Origin of the sequence: Vibrio sp. 10N.261.55.A7 (assembly GCF_002877365.1) — a bacterium.
Taxonomy (GTDB): Bacteria; Pseudomonadota; Gammaproteobacteria; order Enterobacterales; family Vibrionaceae; genus Vibrio.
This window is the reverse complement of the sequence record NZ_MCWZ01000073.1, coordinates 14,880-34,118: the sequence shown is the minus strand read 5'-3', so window position 1 is coordinate 34,118 and position 19,239 is coordinate 14,880. Positions and strand designations below refer to the sequence as shown.

At 44.5% G+C, this 19,239-nt stretch carries 21 protein-coding genes; all 21 read right to left on the bottom strand.

Annotated elements, in window-relative coordinates; translation table 11 throughout:
* The coding region (locus BCU12_RS05920) for a cytochrome c-type biogenesis protein (protein WP_133153816.1) at positions 1-259 on the bottom strand (259 nt) is incomplete at its 3' end.
* Positions 256-810, bottom strand: coding sequence for a DsbE family thiol:disulfide interchange protein (locus BCU12_RS05915; protein WP_102403429.1), 555 nt, complete (start codon positions 808-810; stop codon positions 256-258). The genes BCU12_RS05915 and BCU12_RS05920, both read right to left, overlap by 4 nt.
* Complete coding sequence (locus BCU12_RS05910) at positions 811-2,778, bottom strand: heme lyase CcmF/NrfE family subunit (protein ID WP_102403428.1); 1,968 nt, start codon at positions 2,776-2,778, stop codon at positions 811-813.
* Positions 2,775-3,260 (bottom strand): cytochrome c maturation protein CcmE, encoded by a 486-nt coding sequence (ccmE, locus tag BCU12_RS05905; protein ID WP_102403427.1) that lies wholly within the window; start codon positions 3,258-3,260, stop codon positions 2,775-2,777. The genes BCU12_RS05910 and ccmE overlap by 4 nt, the downstream gene beginning before the upstream one ends.
* A complete protein-coding gene (gene ccmD / locus BCU12_RS05900) occupies positions 3,257-3,463 on the bottom strand; it encodes a heme exporter protein CcmD (protein WP_102403426.1) in 207 nt (68 codons plus the stop codon). The genes ccmE and ccmD overlap by 4 nt, the downstream gene beginning before the upstream one ends.
* 2 nt (positions 3,464-3,465) lie before the next feature.
* A complete protein-coding gene (locus BCU12_RS05895) occupies positions 3,466-4,218 on the bottom strand; it encodes a heme ABC transporter permease (RefSeq protein WP_102403425.1) in 753 nt (250 codons plus the stop codon).
* A 67-nt stretch (positions 4,219-4,285) separates the two neighbouring features.
* The gene (gene ccmB, locus BCU12_RS05890) at positions 4,286-4,954 is read right to left on the bottom strand and encodes a heme exporter protein CcmB (protein WP_102403424.1); all 669 of its coding nucleotides are present in this window, start codon (positions 4,952-4,954) and stop codon (positions 4,286-4,288) included.
* Positions 4,955-4,956: 2 nt separating this feature from the next.
* Complete coding sequence (ccmA, locus tag BCU12_RS05885; protein WP_102403423.1) at positions 4,957-5,577, bottom strand: cytochrome c biogenesis heme-transporting ATPase CcmA; 621 nt, start codon at positions 5,575-5,577, stop codon at positions 4,957-4,959.
* Between the two features lie 200 nt (positions 5,578-5,777).
* Positions 5,778-6,272: a DUF2802 domain-containing protein gene (locus tag BCU12_RS05880; protein ID WP_102403422.1), complete on the bottom strand. Its 495-nt coding sequence runs from the start codon at positions 6,270-6,272 to the stop codon at positions 5,778-5,780.
* Positions 6,272-6,766: a chemotaxis protein CheW gene (locus BCU12_RS05875; protein WP_102403421.1), complete on the bottom strand. Its 495-nt coding sequence runs from the start codon at positions 6,764-6,766 to the stop codon at positions 6,272-6,274. Before BCU12_RS05875 ends, BCU12_RS05880 begins: the two co-directional genes overlap by 1 nt.
* A gap of 38 nt (positions 6,767-6,804) precedes the next feature.
* Entirely contained in the window at positions 6,805-7,863 is a 1,059-nt protein-coding gene (locus BCU12_RS05870) for a chemotaxis protein CheW (protein ID WP_198599263.1), read from the bottom strand.
* A complete protein-coding gene (locus tag BCU12_RS05865) occupies positions 7,856-8,632 on the bottom strand; it encodes a ParA family protein (RefSeq protein WP_102403419.1) in 777 nt (258 codons plus the stop codon). The genes BCU12_RS05870 and BCU12_RS05865 overlap by 8 nt, the downstream gene beginning before the upstream one ends.
* Positions 8,633-8,642: 10 nt before the next feature.
* Entirely contained in the window at positions 8,643-9,758 is a 1,116-nt protein-coding gene (locus tag BCU12_RS05860) for a chemotaxis response regulator protein-glutamate methylesterase (RefSeq protein WP_102403418.1), read from the bottom strand.
* A gap of 27 nt (positions 9,759-9,785) precedes the next feature.
* Entirely contained in the window at positions 9,786-12,011 is a 2,226-nt protein-coding gene (locus tag BCU12_RS05855) for a chemotaxis protein CheA (RefSeq protein ID WP_102403417.1), read from the bottom strand.
* Between the two features lie 9 nt (positions 12,012-12,020).
* Complete coding sequence (locus BCU12_RS05850) at positions 12,021-12,743, bottom strand: protein phosphatase CheZ (protein WP_102403416.1); 723 nt, start codon at positions 12,741-12,743, stop codon at positions 12,021-12,023.
* A 47-nt stretch (positions 12,744-12,790) separates the two neighbouring features.
* Entirely contained in the window at positions 12,791-13,159 is a 369-nt protein-coding gene (gene cheY, locus BCU12_RS05845) for a chemotaxis response regulator CheY (RefSeq protein WP_102403415.1), read from the bottom strand.
* Between the two features lie 45 nt (positions 13,160-13,204).
* Complete coding sequence (locus BCU12_RS05840; protein WP_102403414.1) at positions 13,205-13,936, bottom strand: RNA polymerase sigma factor FliA; 732 nt, start codon at positions 13,934-13,936, stop codon at positions 13,205-13,207.
* Positions 13,929-14,816, bottom strand: a complete 888-nt coding sequence (locus tag BCU12_RS05835) for a MinD/ParA family protein (protein ID WP_198599262.1) — start codon at positions 14,814-14,816, stop codon at positions 13,929-13,931. The genes BCU12_RS05840 and BCU12_RS05835 overlap by 8 nt, the downstream gene beginning before the upstream one ends.
* Positions 14,817-14,829: 13 nt before the next feature.
* Positions 14,830-16,374 (bottom strand): flagellar biosynthesis protein FlhF, encoded by a 1,545-nt coding sequence (gene flhF / locus BCU12_RS05830; protein WP_102403412.1) that lies wholly within the window; start codon positions 16,372-16,374, stop codon positions 14,830-14,832.
* Positions 16,375-16,410: 36 nt separating this feature from the next.
* The gene (gene flhA / locus BCU12_RS05825) at positions 16,411-18,507 is read right to left on the bottom strand and encodes a flagellar biosynthesis protein FlhA (protein ID WP_102403411.1); all 2,097 of its coding nucleotides are present in this window, start codon (positions 18,505-18,507) and stop codon (positions 16,411-16,413) included.
* A 221-nt stretch (positions 18,508-18,728) separates the two neighbouring features.
* Positions 18,729-19,193: a phosphohistidine phosphatase SixA gene (gene sixA / locus BCU12_RS05820; RefSeq protein ID WP_102403410.1), complete on the bottom strand. Its 465-nt coding sequence runs from the start codon at positions 19,191-19,193 to the stop codon at positions 18,729-18,731.
* Positions 19,194-19,239: the final 46 nt, after the last annotated feature.

The following is a 19,239-nucleotide window of genomic DNA, read 5'->3' as shown; positions in this document are numbered from 1 at the left end:
CGATCATGTAATCGACAATTTCAGATTTTGACTTACCTTCCTTTGTCATCTCGTAGACTTTTTGGCGCAAGTCCTGAGCAAGCTCAGCATTCGAATCACTGATCGTATTGTTTTGACACTTTGGACAACGCAATTCATGGCCTAACGCTTTGAACTGAAGTTCTTGTTCTAAAGTGTCAAACTCATAAACATCAATCGCCGCTGAAGCGCCCATAGAGACAGCAAAAACAGCAAACAAAGACATGATTAGCTTTTTCATTGCTTTGCCTCCGCTAAGAGTTCTTCATACATTGGTCCAAGCTTTTCAGCCCAGTTGCGAGCATTCACATCGCCAACATGGCGGTAGCGAACGACACCATCCGCACCGATTAGAAATGTCTCTGGAGCACCGTACACCCCTAGGTCAAGCCCTAACATACCGTCACCATCAAAGAGGCTAATTAGATATGGGTTGCCTAAATCAGTGAGCCAACCTACAGCTTTGTCACGCTGATCTTTGTAATTCAGGCCAATGATTTTGACACCATTCGCAGCGAGTTCGTTCAGGTATTGATGCTCGGCATAGCACGTTGGACACCAAGTCGCCCACACATTCAGAAGCAGTGGTTCACCCTTAAAAATGTTCTGGCTGTAGAGCTTGCCTGGCTGTGCTAAATCTTCCAAACGAAACTCAGGTACTTGCTTTCCGATAAGAACCGATTCTAGCTTTGTTGGATCATCGCCCTGCGAGTTTCGAACTAATTGCGTCGCAAACACGGCCGCCAAAGCAAGAAACGCAATCAGAGGAATAAATAGTATCTTCTTGTTCATTTACGCCTCCTGTTTCTTACTGGCTTTGTCTGTTTTTCGAAAACGATAACGTTTGTCACTTATCGCAATTACTCCGCCTAAAGACATGATCAATGAACCAGCCCAAATCCAACGAATAAATGGTTTGTGGTAGATTCGAACAGCCCAAGAAACGTTATCGTCTAATTGCTCACCCAACGCGATGTAGAGGTCACGAGTGACACCACGATCGATCGCCGCTTCAGTCATCATCGATCTCGCAGTGCGGTAGAAACGCTTCTCTGCATGAAGAGTATTGACATATTTGCCGTCACGAGTGATCACAAAATCAGCAATGAAGCCATCGTAGTTAGGACCATCTTCGTCACGTAGACCTTCAAAATAGAAGTCATAACCTTGAATCTGATAATGTTCACCCGGAGCCAAACGTACATCACGTTCTATGCTGTAGTTTTGAACCATGGCAATACCAATCACAGTGACTGCCATACCTAAGTGACCACAAATCATCGCCCAGTGGCTACGTGGAAGTTTTCCAATACCTTTTAAGAACGTATGACGGTGTGTCGCTCTTTCATACAACTCAAAGCCATGCATAGTGACGATCCAGAATGCCATCACCCAGCCCATGTAGGCCATACCACTGTAATGTTCCGCAAACAGCTTGATTGCTAGCGCACTAAGACCAAAAGAAAGAACGCCAGATATCGTCATCGGTTTAATCAATTTCGACAGGTTATCTCGCTTCCAACGAATCAGTGGACCAATACCGAGCAGGAACGCAAACGGTATCATTAACCACGCGAATAGCATGTCAAAGAACGGTGCACCAATCGAGACTGATCCCAACCCAAGTTGCTTATGGACAAGTGGCAGCAATGTACCCACAAGAACAACAACCAGTGCTGCAATCAATATTACGTTGTTACCTAGTAGAGCATTCTCACGTGATACGAGCTCAAAATTACCTCGCACACGAACTGCGGAACCTTTTAATGCAAACAGAAGTAATGAACCACCGATCACAAAGACTAAGAAGCCAAGGATGAACATGCCTCTAGCAGGATCAGAAGCAAATGCGTGTACCGAGACCAAAATTCCCGAACGAACAAGGAAGGTACCCAATAAGCTCAACGAGAACGCAGATATGGCTAATAGAACCGTCCACGCCTTAAACGTACCGCGCTTCTCGGTTACCGCAAGTGAGTGCATCAGTGCCGTACCAGCAAGCCAAGGCATGAATGATGCGTTTTCTACTGGATCCCAGAACCACCAGCCGCCCCAGCCAAGTTCATAGTAAGCCCACCAAGAGCCTAGCGCGATACCAAGAGTAAGGAATAACCATGCTGCAGTTGTCCAAGGGCGAGACCAACGTGCCCAAGCGGTATCTAAACGGCCTGACATCAGTGACGCAATCGCAAAAGAGAATGCCACAGAGAAGCCAACGTAACCCATGTAAAGCATTGGTGGGTGAATGATCAAACCCGGATCTTGTAGTAGTGGGTTTAGATCTCGACCATCAACAGGGAAAAATGGCAGTGTACGTAAGAATGGGTTAGACGTAACGATAATGAACAGTAAGAAACCGACCGTTATCATACCCATGACAGCCAGGACACGTGCTACCGATTCTTGAGGCATTCCACGGCTAAATTTGGCAACTGCAACCGTCCAACCCGCTTGAATAAGAGCCCACAGTAAAAGTGAACCTTCATGCGCACCCCAAACAGCAGTAAGGCGATAATACCAAGGCAATTGGCTATTCGAGTTAGTTGCTACATAGTTAACGGTAAAGTCATTGACATAAAATGCCCACAACAAAACAATAAACGAAACAAGAATTAGGAAAAACATACCCCAAGACAAAGGCCTTGCAGTATTGATAAGCATCGTATTGTTTTTAGACACACCGATGAGAGGGAGGATGCTCAGCAACACCGCCAGCCCAAGTGATACGATCAAGGCGAAGTGACCTACTTCAACAATCATTTGTCACTTCCTTGCAATTGCTCTTCAGAGTATTGAAGAGGCTCATGTGTTTTTTTCATCGCCTCTGCTATTTCTGAAGGTACATACTCTTCATCATGCTTGGCTAATACTTCAAAGGCTTCGACTGTCGTTGAATCAAGTAATACACCTTGTGCAACGATGCCCTGCCCTTCACGGAAAAGGTCAGGAAGAATGCCATCATAAACAACAGTGACGATTGGACCCACATCATGAAGATCAAAGCTCACGCGTAATGATTGGGCGTCGCGTGATACAGAACCTGGAACAACCATGCCACCAATTCGAAGCCTTTGGCCAACCTCTGGCTTAGTACCATCAGGTTTACCGTTTACTAGCTCTGTTGGGGTATAGAAGAGATCCATATTTTGATTAAGTGCATAGAGCATTAATCCAACGGTTGTGGCGATACCAAAAAATATCGCAAGAACAATACCGAGCCTCTTTTTACGTCTTGGGGTCATAAAGTGTTCTCCAAATCCTTCGCTGCATCAATTCGAGCTTGACGATCGACCTTGGCTTGAACCTCTCTAAACAGGTTCTTTCCGCGTCGGATGCTTGTGACTAAAATAATAAACATTGATAAAAAAGTTATGCCAAAGGCACTCCAAACATAGGCGGCATAGCCACCCATTTGAAAGAATTCACTCAGTGAATCAAAATACATCGTTATGCTCCCCCCTGAGATTTTTTCGTTGCCAGTGTAATGACCCACGGCCTATGGCTTTCTTTACTGATAATTTCATTTCGGAAACGAATCATAGTGACCCAACCGAAGAAAAATGCAAAGCCAAAGATATTCAGCAGTAAAGGCCAAAGCATTTCATTGGAAATAGATGGCTGATCGAACTTGGTGATAGTCGCGCCCTGATGCAACGTGTTCCACCACTCAACAGAGAAGTGAATAATTGGAATATTAACCACGCCAACGATCGCCAAAATACCCGCCGCTTTTGCGGCCGTTTTTTGATCATCAAACGCATGGTAAAGGGCAATGACCCCAAGGTAGAGGAAAAGAAGAATTAGCTCAGAAGTTAATCGAGCGTCCCATACCCACCATGTTCCCCACATAGGTTTGCCCCAAACGGCACCCGTCAAAAGGGCGATGAAGGTAAAAACAGCGCCAATTGGTGCCATGGCAGCGGCCGCCATACTTGATAGACGCACTTGCCAAACAAGACCGATGAATGCCGCTATCGCCATCGACATATACGCACCCATCGACCAAATTGCAGAAGGAACGTGAATATAGATAATACGAAAGCTATTGCCTTGTTGATAATCTGATGGTGCATACGCTAGGCCCCAAATGGTACCTATCGAAAGACAAAGTAACGCTAATGTTGCAAACCAAGGAAGCAACCTACCACACAAATTATAAGAGGTTTCTGGTTTGGCATAGGGATGGAGCCATTTCCACATTGTAAATCTCACTCTTGCTTCGTTTAGACGGACTTAAGACCCGTTCTAGAATTATAAAAACAACTTTTTAATGGACGCTAACGCGAAGTGCCGCGCTAATAGCGAAAGGTGTTAATGTCATTGACCCAACAAACATTGCGCCTAAAACGGCAAGTTGGCCGTTGTACATAACACCTAAAGAGGCCGCATCTATCGCAGACGTGGCAAAAATTAAAATTGGAATATACAGAGGAAGGATCAGAAGGCTAAGTAGCACCCCTCCCTTTTGCAAACCAACGGTCAAAGCGACACCAATCGCGCCAATGAAACTTAACGTTGGTGTACCAATTAATAATGTTAATACCACCGCTTTCCAGGTATTGAAATCCAAAGAAAGTAAAATCGCGAGCAAAGGACTAATAACAATGAGCGGCAATCCAGTTAGAACCCAATGGGCAATAACCTTCGAAAGAACCACGATCGGAAGCGGAACTGGCATGAGCATCATTTGCTCTAGCGCACCGTCTTGGAAATCGTCTCTGAGTAGTCTTTCTAATGACAAAAGTGCCGATAACAACGCCGCCACCCACACAATGCCAGACGCGATTCTCGCCAGCAAATTAGGCTCAGGGCCAATACTCAATGGAAACAGCGTTATCACAATGATAAAAAACCAAAGAGGATTAAAAATATCGGCTTGTCGACGAAACGCTATCAATAATTCACGTCGAACAATGGTAGTCATTGTTGAAATCATCTCTAATTTCCTAACTTAATTTTTCTAAGCTTGGGATTATCTGTAAACATGTCTTGGTGAGTGGTTAAAATCACGGTTCCACCTTGCTCTGCATGTTGTAAGAATAAAGCCTCTAAGACCTTAACACCCTGCTTGTCAATCGCTGTCAAAGGTTCATCAAGTATCCATAGTTTTTGATCACTTAGCCAAAGACGAGCCAGCGCTACTCGACGTTGCTGCCCAGCAGAAAGCTGCGCAACTGGCACATCTTCACGACCAGCAAGCCCTACTTTAGTCAGTGCTTTAAAGATTGTGTCTTTATCTCGAAGATGAGGAGCATGGATAGATTGGTAAAAGTGTAGATTTTCAAACGCTGTGAGCTCACGCTTAACGCCAGTTTGATGCCCTAGAAATAATAGATCCTGATGGAACGCGTCTCGATTAGATTCAATATTCTCGCCATTCCAATATATCTCACCATCATCTCTATCACCAAGACCTGTAACGATTCTCAGTAGAGTGGTTTTTCCGGTGCCATTTCGGCCTTCTACCTGAACCAACTCACCCTCATTTATGATAAAAGACAGGGATTCGAATAAAATTCTTTCATCTCGGATAGCGGTGAGTTGTTTTACTTCTAACATGTGAGGTCATCAGGAAAATTCATGAAACTTATAGTAACACAGACAACATTTTACGAAATAGAATTACGACTTCACGAGTCACGAAACTACGTAAGAAACTGTTAATAAATCGTCACTATTTGTCTCATTTAATACTTTAGAGTTACAAGTGAAAATATAGATATTGGAAATGAAAAAAGGAGGCTAGGCCTCCTTATTAGTTACTTTCTATTTTGTGTCGTTCGCTGAGCTTGAGACCTTCGCTCTGGGCTTGTTTCTAGAGGAGGGACTTTTTCTTTACCGGTAAGCTTATTCTGCAAAGACATCATGAGTTCAGCTTCTGCTTTAGGGAGTTCACACTCTTCAATTAGCTCATGCAGTCCGGCACCCAGTTGTACCATCTTACTTGCACGAGTATAGAGACGGCCATCACTATCAGCATGTTCAAGCTCTGAAATCCTTTCATCCAAATGCTTGATGATATCCTGCTGCTCACTGACTCTTTGCCCTAACCCTACAACAACCGATCTCACCTCGAGTAGCTGTTTATTGGATTTCTGTAGCTCTTTATCGAAGTTGCGGATCTGTTGTCTATAGAGTTCTCGCTGCTTTTTCCCAAGAATCTTTGAGCGATAAGCAAGCAAACCTATAACGACAATAATGAAACTTAAAACCCCCATCAAAATGGGAGTGCTAGCCGCAAAGTCTATTCCCATTATAGGTGAGCCATCTCATCCCATTCTTCATCAGAAAGCAGCTTGTTTAGATCAACAAGAATCAGTAGCTTGCCATCACGGTTGCTAACACCTTGGATGAACTTAGCACTTTCATCAGTACCAACACTTGGTGTGGTATCAATCTCAGAAGAACGTAAGTACACAACTTCAGCAACACTATCCACGAGTATACCAATGACCTGACGTTCTGATTCAATCACAATAATTCGAGTATTATCCGTGATTTCGCCTTCCATTAACCCAAAGCGTGAGCGAGTATCGATTACCGTAACGACATTACCACGAAGGTTAATAATACCCAGTACGTAGTCTGGAGCACCTGGAACAGGCGCAATTTCTGTGTAACGCAAGACTTCTCGAACTTGCATTACATTAATGCCGTAAGTTTCTTCCTCAAGTTGGAACGTCACCCACTGAAGCACTTCGTCATTAGACTGTTCTTTTCTCACTTCGACTTCATTAGCTTGAGACATACCTTTTCCTCTCTAAGTCGTTTCCCGACACAAATACGTTATTTATCGAGTGCTTTTACATCAAGCCCTGCTTTAAGCATAGCTATCAATGCTTCAACATGAATTAAAGCGCACATTTTTTCTTTAACCATTCCCGCAAGCCACGGTCGTTTTCCTGCCGTTTCTCGCCAGCGTACTTTTTCAGTATTGAGTAACTCAGTACCTTTCAATTCTGTGCTTGCCAATCCCCACATACTCTCGCCAAGCATGACAATGTATTGATATTGCTCTTTATGGCTGTCGTCTGCTAGTTTTTCAGGCATGACCCATTTCGCGGTATCAACAACATCAAGCTGGTTGTCTTTGCTCGTTTGCAAACCAAGATACCAACTTGGTCGGCCTATCAAATGGCTAACTTCACCCAGGCGATGAATCCCACCTAGCTCATCCAGTGGCACAGCAAATACGACTCCGTTGACATCAAAATAGAGCACTTGGAAATCTTCATCGCGTTTCGTACTTTGCCACTCGTTTTGTTTGCTATCGCCTGATTGAGTAGCAAGTTCAGTGTCTATTTCAACGTCGACATGAATTTCTGGTTCCTGTATTGCCGGCTCATCTAGAATCGGCTCTTCGGTCACAAATTTCTTCGCAACCACTTCATCTTGTAACGCAACGTCTTCTGTCAGAGTCGATTCAATGACTTGTTCTTCAAGTAACGGTTCGTCAACAGTCCAATCTTGAATCTCTTCTTCAATTTGCTGAGCGTTTTTTTCTTCTGCTATTTGAATGGTGTTCTGTTCAATGATCTCTTCGAGATCTAATTCGGCAACTGGGTTGCTGGTTTCCATTTGTTGCAATAAGCGCTCAACATCGTCTAAATTTGGTAAGACGATCTCATCACCATGAAGCTTATAAAAGCTTTTTTCAGGTTGGGGAGCCTCTGTTAACTCAAATTTAGGTTCGAGTTCTGCACTGTCAAAGGCTTCTTCCTGAGCCGCAATTGTGTCTATGTCTACAGCTTCTAATTCAGGTTCTTGTGTTTCAACATCATCCAGCAACGATGTGAAATAATCATCCAGTGCTTGCTCACTCGAAATCATTGTTTGGCTACTCATTAATACTTAACCTCTCAAGGTGAAGTAGTAACTGTTTGTAAGCAAAAACACCTCGACTACCCGCCGCAAAGTGGGATACCGGTAGATGACGCAGGCTTGCATCTCTAAACTTGGTATCAATCGGAACTGCAGAGTTCCAAACTTGATCTGGATAGTCTTTCTTTAACTGATTTAACGTATGAAGTGACGCATTGGTGCGTTTGTCATACATCGTTGGAACTATCGTTACATCAAAACCTTTGTTTCGAGATTTTTGCATTATGGCTAGCGTTCGCACCATGCGCTCTAGCCCTTTCATCGCTAAAAATTCTGTTTGTACTGGAATCAATATTCGATGACTAGCAGCCAGTGCATTGACCATCATCACACCTAAAATCGGCGGGCAATCAATCAAGACATAATCATAGTTGGCGCGTAACGCGATCAGTGCTCGCTTTAATATCAGCCCCATGCCACTTCGATTGCCCATAACTCGGTCTAATGTCGCCAAAGACATGTGCGCGGGAATGATATCAATGCCTTCGATTTCTGTTCTCAAGATCAACGGAGAAACACTTTGCTCGGTGTATTCTTTAAGCTGAAAAAGATCAAACAGACTTGCGGGTACGTCATCCGAATCATACCCAAGGTATGTCGTTAATGAACCATGAGGGTCGGTATCGACAAGTAAAACTCTTTTACCCTGCTTGCTGAGTAAGCCTGCAAGGGTAATCGTTGTTGTTGTTTTACCTACTCCGCCTTTTTGGTTAGCGACACTCCAAACTATCATTAAGTTTCCTCTACCCAATCCCGACTTCGACAAGCATTCGCTCAGCGATTCTATCAAGTGGTAAATCTTCAGTCGAAATTCCGGCTTTGGCCACGGCTTGCGGCATGCCATATACTACGCAGCTTTCTTCGTCTTGTGCCCATATGGTCGCCCCTGCGGACTTGAGCATGCGAGCACCTTCTCGGCCATCTGCGCCCATGCCAGTTAAAACCATAGAAAGTACTTTATCAGCATAGATTTTCGCGGCAGAACCAAATGTCACATCGACACAAGGCTTGTAATTCATTCGTTCGCCACCGTCTATAATTCGAAGGCGTGCAGAGCCCGGCCTACCGTCAACCATCATTTGCTTACCACCTGGTGCTAGGTAGGCCACTCCAGGTTTTAATACATCACCATCTTGTGCTTCTTTCACTTCGACTTTACATAGCGAATTTAGACGACTAGCAAAAGCGGATGTGAACGTCGCGGGCATATGCTGAATCAATAGAATGGGATGAGGGTAATTCCCCGGCAATTTGGTCAGAATTTTTTGAAGAGCAACAGGGCCACCGGTCGATGTACCAATAGCCGTGAGCTGGTATTTCTTACCGCTCGCCTTAAATCGAGTCGCAGCAGGTGCAGAAGGCTTAGCCGTACTCGTTCGCGACCCTACCGTTGGCTTAGGAGCTAGCGCTGAAGAACTCGTCGTTCGAGGAGCCACAACGGGCGTTCTTCTCATTAATGTTCGCTTGGAGGCAATTTGTATCACGCGTTGCTGTAACAGACTGACAGCATCATCTCGATTCCGAGCGATATCCTCGAATTTCTTCGGTAGAAAGTCTAATGCGCCAGCATCTAGAGCATCTAATGTGGCCTTAGCCCCATCGTGCGTTAGAGAAGAAAACATCAATATTGGTGTCGGACACGCGGCCATAATTTGCTTAACAGCCGTGATACCATCCATAATTGGCATCTCAATATCCATTGTAATGACGTCAGGCTTAAGTGTTTTAGCCTTTTCAACGGCTTCTCTGCCATTGACTGCAACGTCCATTACCTCTAAACGCGATTCAGAGTTGATGATCTCACTGACTCTACGTCGAAAGAAGCTTGAATCATCAACTACGAGTACTTTAATCGCCATGTGTTCCCTTTTTTTAGTGACGAATAATTAGATTCTTGAGGCAGCTGCATACTGCTTCAACAAATCTGGCACGTCTAAAATAAGTGCGATATGACCATCACTGGTAATAGTTGCACCGGCCATTCCTGGTGTACCTTGTAATAGGTTATCAAGAGGCTTAATGACGACCTCTTCTTGACCAATCAAGGTATCAACCACAAAACCCACTCGTTGGCTGCCTATTTGTACAATAACTACGTGACCATGACCTTTTCGTAATTCGACGACTCCGGCCTGAGGCGCAAGCCAGTTTTGTAAATAGAACAGAGGAATAGACTTTTCACGAACAATAATCGTTAGCTGTCCATCAACAACGTTGGTTCGGCTTAAATCAAGGTGGAAGATTTCATTAACACTCGCTAAAGGTAAAGCGAATGGATGTCCCGCAACCCCTACCATCAAGGTAGGAAGAATGGCCAAAGTAAGTGGAACTTTGATAGTAATCTTGGTGCCTTTACCAAGTTCAGAATCTATATCGATCGAGCCATTTAGGGTATTAATCGCTGTTTTCACAACGTCCATACCCACACCACGACCTGATATGTCAGAAATCTGTTCTTTACTCGAGAATCCAGGCATAAAGATGAGATTGAAACACTCTTTATTGGTCAAACGAGACGCTGCATCTTCATCCATGATACCGCGCTTAACAGCAATACCACGCAGTTTATCAGGCTCCATACCTCCACCGTCATCGACGATAGCAAGTTCAATATGGTCGCCTTCTTGAGAAGCAGACAAGATAACTTTACCGTTACGAGGCTTACCCGCGGCTGCACGGTCATCTGGCATTTCAATACCATGGTCAACCGAGTTTCTCACCAAGTGAATCAGTGGATCAGCAAGTGCCTCAACTAAGTTCTTATCTAAATCGGTGTCTTCACCACGCATTTCTAGCGTGATGTCTTTATTTAAACTTCTGGCAAGGTCTCTTACAACTCGAGGGAATCGGCCAAATACTTTCTTAATTGGCTGCATTCGAGTCTTCATTACCGCACCCTGAAGATCGGCTGTCACAACATCCAAATTAGAAACAGCTTTGGACATTTCTTCGTCATTGCTGTTCAGACCTAGGCTGAGTAGACGGTTTCTAACCAGTACTAATTCGCCAACCATGTTCATGATGGTATCTAAGGTTGAAGTATCAACACGAACCGTTGCTTCAGCTTGAGGCTTTTTAGCTTGAGTTGCCGGCACTGATGCTTCTTTCTTAGCAGGCGGTTTCGCTTGTGCCTTAGCAGGTGCTTGTGGTGCAGCTTGTGGCTTCGCCACGGGTTGAGGTGCTGGTTTTGCTACAGGCGCCGGAGCAGGCGCTTCTGCTACTGGATTCGTTGCCGCTTCTAATTCATCGGGTGAAGGGCCTTTACCGGAACCATGTAGATCGTCAAGAAGCTTTTCAAACTCAGCATCAGACATTAAATCATCGCCGCCAGCAGCAGCTGAAGCCGCGTCAAGAACAGGGGCTTTAGGAGCTGGGGGTGGAGTTACAGGCTGTGATGTATTAGCTGTTGGGCTCTTACCCGAACCGTGCAGTTCGTCGAGTAATTTTTCAAATTCATCATCAGTGATGTCACCACTGGCTTCTGGCACTGAAGGTGTAGCTGGCGCGACTGGAGCTGGGGCTGCGTTAGATAGATTAGGTGCAGTTCCTTTGCCGTGTAACTCGTCAAGCAGCTTTTCAAATTCGTCTTCGGTTATTTCATCAACCGATCCTACCGATTCATCGGCGGCTGGAATTTCATGAACTGAAGCTTCAACGACGGGCTCTGGAATGACTACATCTTCTACAGGGGCAGCAACTTCCACTGAAGCTTCATCTTCTGATTCTGGGCGGCATAAGCGGTGAAGCTCATCCAATAGTTCCTGATCCGCGACCGGAAGTGGTTCTGATTCTTGAACCGCTTTAAATTGCTCGTTCACCGTGTCTAGTGCACGTAGCATAGTGTCCATGAGACCCGCATTGACCGAACGTTGCCCATTTCGCAAGATGTCAAACACGTTTTCGGCACCATGACAGGTGTCAACAAGTTCAGTCAATGATAGGAACCCTGCACCACCTTTTACGGTGTGGAACCCACGGAAGATAGCATTAAGAAGTTCTTTGTCGTCAGGGTTATTTTCGAGTTCAACTAGTTGTTCTGAAAGCAGTTCGAGTATTTCACCCGCCTCAACTAAAAAGTCCTGTAGAATATCTTCGTCTAAATCATAGCTCATACGTTACCCCTAAAACCCAAGACTTGATAGCAAGTCATCGACTTCATCTTGAGATGAAACTGCATCCGTTCGCTCGTTAGGATTCATTATTGGTCCTTCAGGACTGATTGATGCTTTATTATTGTTTTCCTCTGATTCTTCTACTTTTTGGCTAGTACCAAACATAGTAAGAATCTCGACTAAACGGTCTTCAACTTCATTAACTAAAGTGATGACCCGGCTGATAATTTGTCCGGTAAGATCTTGGAAATCTTGCGCCATTAAAATTTCAGTCAGCTGGCCTTTTAGTTCTGTACTATCGCCTTCAACCTCAGTCAGTAAGCCGTCAATACGGTGACAAAGTGCTTTAAACTGTGCGAGTTCAATGCGGCCGTGCATTAACTCATTCCACTGTGGTCTTACTTGAACAAGACCTTCATGAAGGTTATTTGCAATAGGCATACAACGGTCAACAGCATCCATCGTTTTATTCGCTGCGACTTCTGTTTTTTCGATTACGTATCTTAGCCTATCGCGTGCATCGGGAATCTCGTCTTTGGCAATCTCACTCATACGTTCATCGATATGAAAGTTCTGTAGTGAATCGTGGAGATCTCTGGTCAGCGCACCTACCTCATTAAGCATGGATTTCTCTCCACCCTCATAGATAGCTTTTACCAGCGTGTCAGCTTCCTGTTGTTGCTCACTTTCCAGTAGCTCGACAAGTTGTTTTGCCTGTTCTAGTGAAATCATCCTGATTTGGTCCTAATTACGCTTAAGAAATGTCTATGACTTTTGGCTTATAAACGCTCAAAAATTTTATCCAGTTTTTCTTTAAGCGTAGCTGCCGTGAAAGGTTTCACAATATAACCGTTAACACCAGCTTGTGCCGCTTCAATGATCTGTTCGCGCTTAGCTTCAGCTGTAATCATAAGTACAGGTAAGTGCTTAAGTTCAGCATCAGAACGAATATTCTTTAGTAGGTCAATTCCTTGCATTCCTGGCATATTCCAGTCAGTAACAACGAAATCAAACTCACCCTTTTTTAACATTGGCAACGCAGTAAGGCCGTCATCTGCTTCTTGAGTATTATTAAACCCCAAGTCACGTAGTAGGTTTTTAACGATACGACGCATTGTTGAAAAATCATCAACAATAAGGATTTTCATATTTTTATTCAAAATTGCCTCCACTGAGATTGAAATCAGTGATTGTTATTCATGTTCTGTCCACGCACTTAACTTGGTACGTAAACGCTGCATTGACTGGCTTAATATTTGGCTAACACGAGATTCGCTCACACCAATTACTTCACCAATTTCTTTTAAGTTTAACTCTTCATCATAATAAAGCGAAAGTACTAAGGCTTCACGCTCTGGTAGTGATTTTATTGATTCTATTAATGCTTTTCTAAAAAACTCGTCCGCTACACCACTGAATGGGGTGTTTTTATCATCGTCTACCGGAGATATGGCATCATCTGAAATACCTAAATCTTCTATCCCAACCAGCCTAGAACAATTTATATCTGTTAAAACAGTATGGTACTGGTCTAGAGACATTTCTAGGTGATTTGCAACTTCTGCGTCTGTTGGGTCTCTATTTAGCTCCCCTTCCAGTGTAGAGATTGCATTGCCAATTTCACGGTTATGCTTATGAACAGAGCGTGGAACCCAATCACCACGGCGAATGTCGTCAAGCATCGCGCCACGAATACGAATGCCAGCGTAGGTTTCAAAACTTGCACCTTTACTGCCGTCGTAGTTCTTCTGTGCCTCTAAGAGACCTATCATGCCAGCCTGAATTAAGTCGTCGACCTGAACACTTGGAGGAAGGCGTCCTATCAAGTGGTGCGCTATGCGTTTAACCAACACGGAATACTTCTCCAAAAAAACCTTTTGGCTATTTTGGTTCGCGTACTGATCGTAAGTTAGCGCTTTATTCACTCAGTGTTTCCCCTAAAATGTCAGACCGATTAAGAAGTCGTTCGACAAAAAATTCCAAATGCCCACTCGGCGTTTTGGGGATTGGCCAGGTCAAAGCTTTATTCGCTAATGAACTAATGGCTAATGCCGCTGGTGAGCGTGGAAACGCATCAACAACTATTTTTTGTTTTTTAACCGCTTGACGAACTTTATCATCTAATGGAATACATGCTACGAGTTCAAGACTTACATTCAAGAATCTCTCTGTGACCAAGGTCAACTTTGCGAATAATTCTCGCCCTTCACGGTAGCTTCTGACCATATTTGCAACAACTTTGAATCGTTGCACCTGATGTTCCTTGCTCAGAAGTTTGATCAAGGCATATGCATCAGTGATCGACGTCGGTTCATCACAAACAACGACAACTACATCTTGAGCAGCTCGAGAAAAACTGACGACCATGTCAGAGATACCCGCAGCGGTATCTATTAACAGTATGTCCATTTCTTCTTCTAGGCTACCAAATGCGCGAATTAATCCTACATGCTGTGCATGAGATAGCTCCGTCATGCTTTGCGTACCTGAAGTTGCAGGGATGATTTTTATTCCATGAGGACCTTCAACTATCGCGTCGCGAAGCTCACATTCTCCCGCTAATACATGACCTAGATTTCGTTTAGGACGAATTCCGAGCATGATATCAACGTTAGCTAAGCCTAAGTCAGCATCTAAAACAGTTACTTTTTTTCCTTGTCGAGCCATACAAATGGCTAACCCCAAGGTTACATTAGATTTACCCACGCCACCTTTCCCCCCCGTCACTGATATAACTTTAGTCAGTGATGGTTGAGTTAATCGGCGTAGGCCACTAGCTTGATCGTGAATCATTTTATCTGTCATATTATTGCGCCGCCTAGAGCCCCTCCGCTGAGTCACTATTCCAGTAGTGAGGCTCATTGTCTGTCGACTTCTCAAGTAGTTCGTTCGCTTTCGCCACCATGTATTTTGGCTGTGCTAGAACAATATCTTCAGGCACTCGTTGCCCATTCGCGATGTACGCAACAGGTAACGCGTTTTGAACGATTACACTTAAAAATTCACCTAAACTAAGTGATTCATCCAGCTTAGTCATGATGCAACCAGAGAGCGGTATTCTTCTGAAGTGCTCTATGGTTTCTTGTAAAACTTTTCTTTGTGCGGTTGCGGGTAATACCAAGTAACTGTGTATCACCTCGCCACTTTCCTGCATTAAGGTATCCAGTTGCTCGGATAACCTAACGTCTCGTTGTCCCATACCGGCTGTATCGACAAGAATTAGACGCCGGTTTCGTAACTGATATATTACATCGGCTAACTCATTGGAATCTTTAGCAACTCTTACAGGACACCCCATGATTCGACCGTAAATCGATAGTTGCTCATGAGCACCAATTCGATATGTATCCGTTGTGACTAGCGCGACATTGTCTGACCCGTACTCCATCGCCGCCCGAGCCGCGAGCTTCGCGATGGTTGTTGTTTTGCCAACCCCTGTAGGGCCTAAAAGTGCAACAATGCCGCCACGTTTTAAAATATCCGTTTTTGCAACAGGGATCTGATCAGCCACTAAACCTAGCAGGGCTTTCCATGCTTTAGGCGGCGCCGTATCTTCTGGTATGTAGCATGCTAATTGATCAGCCAATTCTAAAGAAACGCCCATTCTCTCAAGTCGTTTAATCAACATGGCACGAAGCGGTTCGCGTCGTTCAACCTCTTGCCACATAAGGCCAGAGACTTGGTGCTCAAGGAGGCGTCTAATCGACGTCATCTCTTCGCGCATGCCTTCAAGCTCTTCGTTGTCCACGCTTTTTTCATCGCGTCGCGCTCTATCGTAACGGGTAGGATCTAGCCTAGGCTTCGCTCTCTCTGCATCTCGATCTTGCGCAATTAATTTTGCAAGCGGCGATTCCGGATCGGAGAGAAGGCTATTTGAGTGCTCTCCTCTGCTTCTATTGGGCTGAGAAGAAGAGTTAGCATGGCCGGCATTGTTTGCTTGTGCGCTGCGCTGTCTTTTTAGCAATGCGGTAAGAGAGTCTTCATTTTCAGAGCGATGCTCCTGCTCTTCTTCGCCATTACTATATTGCTTTAGCATGTTAGCAAAGCGCTTAGTCATCGACTTGCCAGCATTCGCGCCCGTTTGTAGGCTCACTTTATCGCTTGCAAGCTGTCTTGGAGTTGGCTGAGGTTTTGCTGTTGCAGCCTGTGTTTGTTCGTTTCGCGGCCTAGAACTGTAGTTTGTCGCTGACTGACTGTTCGTTGATTGACGACTCGCTTGTTCAGCGCCATCCACAGCCGCGACAATTTCAACACCACCAGCGACTTTTTTGTTAGACATGATAACCGCATCCGCACCAAGTTCTTCTTTAACTTGAAGCAGTGCAGAACGCATGTCCTTGGCAAAAAATCGTTTAATTTTCAAAGTCTATGTCCATATTTGAATAATTTAAGCTGGCGACTAATTTCCGACCGCTTGTACAATTCGTATTTGTTTCTCGTCTGGAATCTCTTGATAAGACAACACCCTCAATGATGGGATGGTGTTCTTAACAAATTTAGCAAGAGTTGAGCGCAGTACACCGGATGTTAACAACACCGCGGGTTCACCTTTGAGTTCTTGCTCTTGAGTCGCCTGGCTTAATGAGCTTTGCAGTCTTTCCGCAAGCCCTGGCTCAATTCCTGCCGACTCTCCACCTGACGCCTGCATAGTTTGATGCAATATTTGTTCCAGCTCAGGAATCAACGTAATCACTGGCAACTCTGGCTCTATACCATTGATTTCTTGAACAATTAGTCGCTTCAGTGAAATCCGAACTGCAGCTGTCAATATGTCAGGTTCTTGACTTTTGCTCGAATATTCCGACAGAGTTTGAACAATTGTTCTTATGTCACGAATCGGTATCGCTTCGTTCAGTAGGTTCTGCAGTACTTTCACAACCGTACCTAACTGCAATTGATCAGGTACAAAATTCTCGACTAGCTTCGGTGCACTTCTTGATAACATTTCCATCAAGTTTTGAACCTCTTCGTGACCAATGAGTTGAGACGCATTATTGGTCAGTAACTGACTTAGGTGGGTCGCTAGTACGGTTGATGAGTCAACAACGGTGTACCCTAAAGCTTGGGCATGTTCACGTTGATCTTCTTTAATCCAGACAGCCTCTAAACCAAATGCAGGGTCAATGGTATGTTCACCTTCGATCATGCCATAAACTTGACCAGGATTAATCGCTAGCTCCTGATCTGGACGAATCTCCGCCTCGCCAACAGCGACCCCCATCAAAGTGATACGGTAGCTATTTGGAGTCAGTTCTAAATTATCTCTTATGTGCACGGCTGGAATCAGAAAACCGAAATCTTGAGACAGTTTTTTACGAACACCTTTCACACGTTCAAGTAACTCACCACCCTGATCTCTATCGACCAGCGGTATCAGACGGTAGCCAACTTCTAAACCAATGATATCAACCGGCTGCACGTCATCCCACGACAACTCCTTTGGTGTCGACGATTCACTTTCGATCGTTGCGGGTAGTTTCGTCTCTTCTTCTTTCTCTTTTTTCTGCTTACGTATAATCAAATAGGCACTGCCGCCGGCCAGTGCGGCCAACAATAGAAATGCAAAATGTGGCATTCCCGGCACAATACCCATAATCCCCAATATGACCGCTGTGATCGTCAAAGCCTTAGGGTTATCAAACATTTGGAAGACAACTTGCTGCCCCATGTCTTCGTCGGTATTTTGGCGAGTCACCATCATTGCTGCGCCGATTGATAGCAACAGCGAGGGGATTTGAGCAACCAAACCATCACCGATGGTCAATAAGGTATAGATCTCAATCGCCTGACCGAAGCCAAGATCGTATTGCGCCATACCAATCGCTAATCCACCGATAATGTTGATAAACAGTATCAGGATCCCGGCAATGGCATCCCCTTTAACAAACTTAGATGCACCGTCCATTGAGCCGTAGAAATCGGCTTCTTTAGTCACTTCAAAGCGACGCAATCTTGCTTGGTCTTGATCAATCAGCCCCGCATTAAGGTCAGCATCAATCGCCATTTGTTTACCAGGCAAAGCGTCTAGCGTAAAACGAGCACTCACTTCTGAGATTCGACCGGCACCCTTTGTCACAACCATGAAGTTAATGATCATCAATATTAGGAACACGACGAGACCAACAGCATAGTTACCGCCGATAACAACGTTACCGAAGGCTTCGATCACTTTACCTGCCGAGCCTGGCCCTTCATGGCCATATAATAGAACGACTCGAGTTGAGGCGACATTGAGGGCCAAACGTAATAGAGTCGCGATAAGTAGTACAGTAGGGAACGCAGCAAAGTCTAGAGGTCTTCGAGTGTAGACGGTGACTAAAAGAACAACCATTGCTAGAGCAATATTGAACGTGAATGAAATATCGAGGATAAACGCAGGAATAGGTAATACGATCATTCCAAGCGTAGCCAATACCATGACTGGAGCGCCAATAGCTGGCAAGCTTCGCTGTGGAATATTTGGCAATTTATCCGCAAATGGGAGAGTAAATTTCATAGATTTGCTAGTAACCTAGTGTCGAAAAATAGCGTTCTTTTAATAAGTTACTTGATGGATGCAAGATTTAGTCCATTGATTACGTCAAAATTATGGCTTGATTGGAAGGTATAGATAATAAATGACAAGTTTGATAAGGGTACCTAAGTGGCATTGGCACCCGAGCTCAAATACTTTGGCTAGTACCGGTCGGCAAGCCAAAGGGGCAGTTCACCGCGACTCTAATGGTGAATGTTCCATAGCAAGCTTCCCTGTTGTGTTTTTGGATCAAACTCGATACAAGCTAATCCTGACGTAGGAAACATTGGCGGAACAATATCAGTAGCAAATTCGGCGGTGAGATAACTCACTAACGGTAGATGCGACACCAATAACACTGTTTCGAGATCTTCTAGATCCATCAACGCATTAATATAATCAAAGACTTGGCCTGACTTCCCATATGGTGTGATGTCATCGCATGTCTCTACATTATTACTACTAAATTCCTGGCTGATGGATTGCCAAGTTTGTTGCGCTCTTAAATAAGGGCTGACCAGTACTTTATCAAACTGAGAATAACCACGCTTACTACTTGCATTCGCGACCGCAATAGATGCCGTACGCCCACCGTTCGTTAGCGCTCTTTCCGCATCAGAAGAAGCAAAATGCTCAGCTTCACCGTGACGCATGATAAAAATTTTCATTATGGCAATTCCTAATACATTCCTAGGTTCTAAAATATAGACGGAT

Coding starts and splice junctions, on each gene's coding strand:
- BCU12_RS05835 (WP_198599262.1), bottom strand. CDS start 14,816: ATGACAGATAAAATGATTCACGATCAAGCTAGTGGCCTACGCCGATTA.
- cheY (WP_102403415.1), bottom strand. CDS start 13,159: ATGAAAATCCTTATTGTTGATGATTTTTCAACAATGCGTCGTATCGTT.
- BCU12_RS05865 (WP_102403419.1), bottom strand. CDS start 8,632: ATGATAGTTTGGAGTGTCGCTAACCAAAAAGGCGGAGTAGGTAAAACA.
- ccmE (WP_102403427.1), bottom strand. CDS start 3,260: ATGACCCCAAGACGTAAAAAGAGGCTCGGTATTGTTCTTGCGATATTT.
- sixA (WP_102403410.1), bottom strand. CDS start 19,193: ATGAAAATTTTTATCATGCGTCACGGTGAAGCTGAGCATTTTGCTTCT.
- flhA (WP_102403411.1), bottom strand. CDS start 18,507: ATGAAATTTACTCTCCCATTTGCGGATAAATTGCCAAATATTCCACAG.
- ccmD (WP_102403426.1), bottom strand. CDS start 3,463: ATGTATTTTGATTCACTGAGTGAATTCTTTCAAATGGGTGGCTATGCC.
- BCU12_RS05875 (WP_102403421.1), bottom strand. CDS start 6,766: ATGTCTCAAGCTAATGAAGTCGAAGTGAGAAAAGAACAGTCTAATGAC.
- BCU12_RS05915 (WP_102403429.1), bottom strand. CDS start 810: ATGAACAAGAAGATACTATTTATTCCTCTGATTGCGTTTCTTGCTTTG.
- ccmB (WP_102403424.1), bottom strand. CDS start 4,954: ATGATTTCAACAATGACTACCATTGTTCGACGTGAATTATTGATAGCG.
- BCU12_RS05855 (WP_102403417.1), bottom strand. CDS start 12,011: ATGAGCTATGATTTAGACGAAGATATTCTACAGGACTTTTTAGTTGAG.
- BCU12_RS05870 (WP_198599263.1), bottom strand. CDS start 7,863: ATGAGTAGCCAAACAATGATTTCGAGTGAGCAAGCACTGGATGATTAT.
- BCU12_RS05910 (WP_102403428.1), bottom strand. CDS start 2,778: ATGATTGTTGAAGTAGGTCACTTCGCCTTGATCGTATCACTTGGGCTG.
- BCU12_RS05895 (WP_102403425.1), bottom strand. CDS start 4,218: ATGTGGAAATGGCTCCATCCCTATGCCAAACCAGAAACCTCTTATAAT.
- ccmA (WP_102403423.1), bottom strand. CDS start 5,577: ATGTTAGAAGTAAAACAACTCACCGCTATCCGAGATGAAAGAATTTTA.
- BCU12_RS05860 (WP_102403418.1), bottom strand. CDS start 9,758: ATGGCGATTAAAGTACTCGTAGTTGATGATTCAAGCTTCTTTCGACGT.
- BCU12_RS05850 (WP_102403416.1), bottom strand. CDS start 12,743: ATGATTTCACTAGAACAGGCAAAACAACTTGTCGAGCTACTGGAAAGT.
- BCU12_RS05880 (WP_102403422.1), bottom strand. CDS start 6,272: ATGGGAATAGACTTTGCGGCTAGCACTCCCATTTTGATGGGGGTTTTA.